The 2,754-nt window shown below is 41.8% G+C and carries 2 protein-coding genes; both read left to right on the top strand.

What is annotated here, in order from left to right:
- Positions 1-657 (top strand): hypothetical protein (locus AC1DPQ_RS23760; RefSeq protein WP_477611077.1); only part of this gene is annotated, 657 nt, incomplete at its 5' end.
- 1,147 nt (positions 658-1,804) lie between these two features.
- Entirely contained in the window at positions 1,805-2,293 is a 489-nt protein-coding gene (gene msrA / locus AC1DPQ_RS23765; protein ID WP_057933770.1) for a peptide-methionine (S)-S-oxide reductase MsrA, read from the top strand.
- Positions 2,294-2,754: the final 461 nt, after the last annotated feature.

Here is a 2,754-nt window from a genome sequence, read left to right on the forward strand (position 1 = left end):
GAATACAAGTTCACCGTTAAAGGCGAAAATATCATCAAACATCCCACTGGCATTGCCTATCACAAAGGCTTACCAACTTTTGTGGGCAACTCAGTAAAGCAAAATGCAGCAGGCACCGTTTGGAAAGCGATAATTAACTGCATCAACTGGGAAGGCTTTTTAAAGACGAAAACATTGGACGGAAATTTTGTAAAATCTATTGAAGATGATGCCTGTATCCAGGGTACACGGCCTGAGTATGTAAATTATAAAGGCAAATGGTTTGTGACAACAGCCGATTATGGCAATAAAGCAAATGAAGTACGATTGTATAACCCAATAGCTTTATCAAAAGCCAGCAAAACAAGTGAAAAAGGAATCCTCTTTAAAAAATTCACATGCTCGCCATGGGTACAGAACTTACATTATATTGCGGCTAAAGGTATACTCGTTTTAATCCAAAACCAAATTGAAGGGCGTAAATGGAGACTGACCTTTCTTGATCTGGAAAAATCGCTTGCCAGCGGTCAGGAATCTGTTATCAAAGTTATAGACACCGATAAACCGGATGAGCTGGAAGGTTTTACCTTTGCCGATAAGGCCGATCAAGGGATCGCCGTAAGTTCTTCCAAAAAAAACAATGTAAGTTTTATGGATTTTAGCTGGAGCAATCAATAGTTCTCCAAAAGATATTCATTAATCACGTCGTCATTCCCAACTTGATTGGGAATCTTAATGCATTTGGCTTTAAGATTAGCTTCGCTGAGTACTGCGTGGTTCCCGCCTGCGCGAGAATGACGATTTCTCACAAGATATCTTGCCTTCCAGAAGCCCTTATCGTCCTATCGGTTGGTGTCTCACCGACCGACATTGTATATTCAAAATCAGGAAACGAATGGCTTGTAGTTCTTGGCGGTTTGCAGTCCCGCCATTCGCTATAGCTCCGATAGAAAAAAATCGGAGGCTGCCGCTACTGTCGGGTTTATAAGCTACGGGTTGTGCACCCTGCAACCTCAAAAATAAAAAACTGAGTTAGCCATTAGCCCCGGTTGAAGCGTTACCCTGCAGCGACGAGGCATCCCGAACTTTCGGGAAAGCGTAAAAGCGAAAGACGGGAAGAAATTTAGTGTGTTTGCAGAAACCTTGCGCTCCAAAACATAAGAGCTTGCAGTTGCCAAAATTTGTCAGTCTGAACGTAGTCGAAGACCCCTGGATGCGTTCAATCATGTGAGGAATATAAGATCATATAAGTTTATATCGTAAAATGATCCTTCAACTACGCTGCCATTGACGTTATTTTGTAATTATTTAAATATGAATGGTTTATGCCGATTGTGTATTCCGCCCAACTAGGCCGTAGCACCGTATCCCGTTCTAATAAATCCGGCCTAACAAATTTTTCGGGCTGCACTGCCCAAGCCAACGTACTCGCTTCGAAAGAAAACGGCGAAGCCCTCATGAATACAGCTGAAAACCATAATACAAATGAATAAATTTTTCAGCCGGCATTTTTTGTTTTTTCATGGGCTTTTATGTTTTCAAACGGCATTCAAGCTAGCTATGCTGGTCTTTTTGATGCCAAAAAGAAAGAGCCCTTCGGCGGCGGTGAGCCGAGGCAAGACCGCGCCGTAGGCCAAGAGAAAACAATTGTACGTCACTCATATTGATTTTAAACAATTAATTAACCCTCAGGATAACACTAAACGGTTTATCCTATCTTTTGTCATTTCACCGACTATACCATACAATTAAATAGCGCCCCCCTTCTTTACTTTCCCTTTACACATCTTCGTCGTATCTTTATTAATCAAAAAAAGGAAGATATATGAATACTGAAAAAGCCATTCTTGCAGGCGGCTGCTTTTGGGGAGTAGAAGAACTGCTCCGTCATTACCCAGGGGTTACCTCTACCGTAGTAGGATACACTGGCGGTGATGTTCCCAATGCCACCTACAGAAACCATGGTACACATGCCGAAGCCATTGAAGTTACTTTTGATCCAACCGTTTTAACCTACCGCAAATTATTAGAATACTTCTTCCAGATCCATGATCCGAGCACACGCAACAGACAGGGAAATGATGTGGGCACCTCATACCGCTCAGCTATTTTTTACAATAGTGAAGAACAGAAAAATACCGCAAATGCATTAATTGCCGAACTGGATGCTTCTGGTAAATGGCCTGGCAAAATTGTAACAGAGGTGGTACCTGAAACCGATTTCTGGAATGCTGAAGAAGAACACCAGGATTATTTACAGAAAAACCCTTACGGTTATACCTGCCATTTCGAAAGACCAGACTGGAAGTTATAAATAAGGTCGCTATTAAAAGGCACAAAGCAATTTGACAGAAAGCTGGAGAATCAGTTTTGTTTTCTGAAAATCAGATACAGTAGCATTTCGGTTCATGCTGCCCTGCTGTTTGCTATAGCCCTCATACTTCGGGGCTGTCGCTGCCATCAGGTTTAAGTGGCTCGGCAAGCAATACTATTTGGGGCTGCACAATGCTGGAATACGATCCATCGATCAGCATCATGCTAACCAACCTTAAATAGTAGCAAATATTACCAATCTAAACTTGATTGCCGTGGTAACTCTCGATTTCCTTCTAATGGGGCAATGTTATTAAGTTAAGGAGAAAACAAAAAACCTTGTCATCCTGAGCCTGTCGAAGAAAAATGTTTTTTTGTTTTCGACTATTAAAGGTCTTCGACAGGCTCAGACTGACATCACTTATACTGAACTTTAACGACATGGCTAATCAGGACTACAAG

This window comes from Pedobacter sp. 01T416_2 (assembly GCF_056398925.1).

Bases quoted from the DNA above. Each gene is read 5' to 3' on its own strand.
- msrA (WP_057933770.1), top strand. From the start codon at position 1,805: ATGAATACTGAAAAAGCCATTCTTGCAGGCGGCTGCTTTTGGGGAGTA.